The following is a 1,467-nucleotide window of genomic DNA, read 5'->3' as shown; positions in this document are numbered from 1 at the left end:
TCCTATGTAAAGCCCTCAGCTCACTCTAAAAGTAATAAATAATATTTTTCTATACTCTTTTATGTCATTGTAGTTGGTGTTGGGCTGTTGGGTTGTGGTCAACTTCGCGAGGCTCCCGTGTGGGCGGTGAGTTGTCCACCAAGTCAACAGCTATCCTTTTGGCTCTACCTCCTATGTGTAGTTGCCGGCAAAAGGCCGACACCACCAGCATCAATTTGATTCCATCAGGTAAAAAGGCCCCTTGCTATAGCTTGTGATCTTCAGTTAAACCAAAGTCACCGGTGTTGTTTTGAGGTCCTCTTGATTAATACCTTGTATTTTCTTTGAGCACCAAAGGTGTTATGTTTTGTTTTCTACTGCACTACTCCTGGTTGGTAAGGTATGCCTGTTTTGATCACTGCCAGAGTTCGTCTCAAAAGTTTATTGGCCACCTTCACAATTATTGCTTTGCTGTCTTTGCCGGCATGGCTGCGGTAGTATTGCTGCATCACCGGGTCGAAGCGAAGGGCTTGCCATGCGGCTTCCACAAAGTAGCTCCGCATGATTCGGTTTCCTCGTGGGTTCATCCGGCTGGTGGCTTGTTTTTCTCCACTCTCGCTCACTCCGGGGATCAATCCCACGTAAGCCGAGAGTTGACGGAAGTTACCAAATCGCCTCAGGTTTCCCAACTCACTCAATATCCCACATGCAGTGATCCCTCCTATTCCCGGTATGCTGCGCAATAGGTTGTAATCTCTTTTTTGGTGTTTGCGGCACCAGGCTCTCAATCGGTTGCTAGCATCGCGCAGCTGTTCATCCACAAACTGGTATTGACGAAGTAAGCTCTGCAGGCTTTCTTTGGCGGTGTTGTAAGCAAACTCCTGGCTCGATATCCACTCCAAAAAAGCCTTCGACCAATTGGGGTTATCGAACTCTTGGGGAACCTTGATTCCCATAAACAGCAACTGGCTTTTGATCCGGGACTTCGTGCGCCTCAGGTCCTTTACCAGATTGTTGCGTGCCCGAAACAAACTGCGGAGTTGTTCGCGCTCTGGATCCGGAACAGTGATTCCGTGCAGCCGGCCATCTTTGAGTTCCCGACAAATCAACTGTGCGTCAATTTTGTCGGTTTTTTGATACTGCGCCTTGCCGGTGCGCGAAAGATCGGCTGGATTGAAAACAATCGATCGCCAGCCAAATGCCCGAAACATCCGATGTGCACTGTAGCCGCAGCATCCTGCTTCGTAGGCACAACTTACCTTGTGGCCAGGGTAGAGCTTGTCTACCCAATTCTTTAGTTTAATCGGATCAACCGGCATTGTTAAACTCGTGCCATTGAATAAATCCGTGGAAGTATGTATCTTCCAGCTGCGTTTGTGAATATCAATCCCCACAAACAGCTCCTTATCTGCAGTGTCCTTGACTTTCATATCTTTAGCTTTTTTGAACTTAAAGTTAGCCAAGGACGCTGCTTTTACATGGATGCTA

Annotated in this window: 1 protein-coding gene; it reads right to left on the bottom strand. The window is 47.7% G+C overall.

Translation table 11 applies throughout. The features are described 5' to 3' along the window. Positions 1-353 precede the first annotated feature (353 nt). A partial coding sequence (locus ABHV44_RS16115; protein WP_459075744.1) for an IS110 family RNA-guided transposase occupies positions 354-1,467 on the bottom strand: 1,114 nt, incomplete at its 5' end.

It is taken from the genome of Halocola ammonii (assembly GCF_049334165.1).
GTDB lineage: Bacteria > Bacteroidota > Bacteroidia > Flavobacteriales_D > Sanyastnellaceae > JBEGHD01.
The sequence above is the reverse complement of the archived record's forward strand: the minus strand, read 5'-3'. Positions and strand labels throughout refer to the sequence as shown.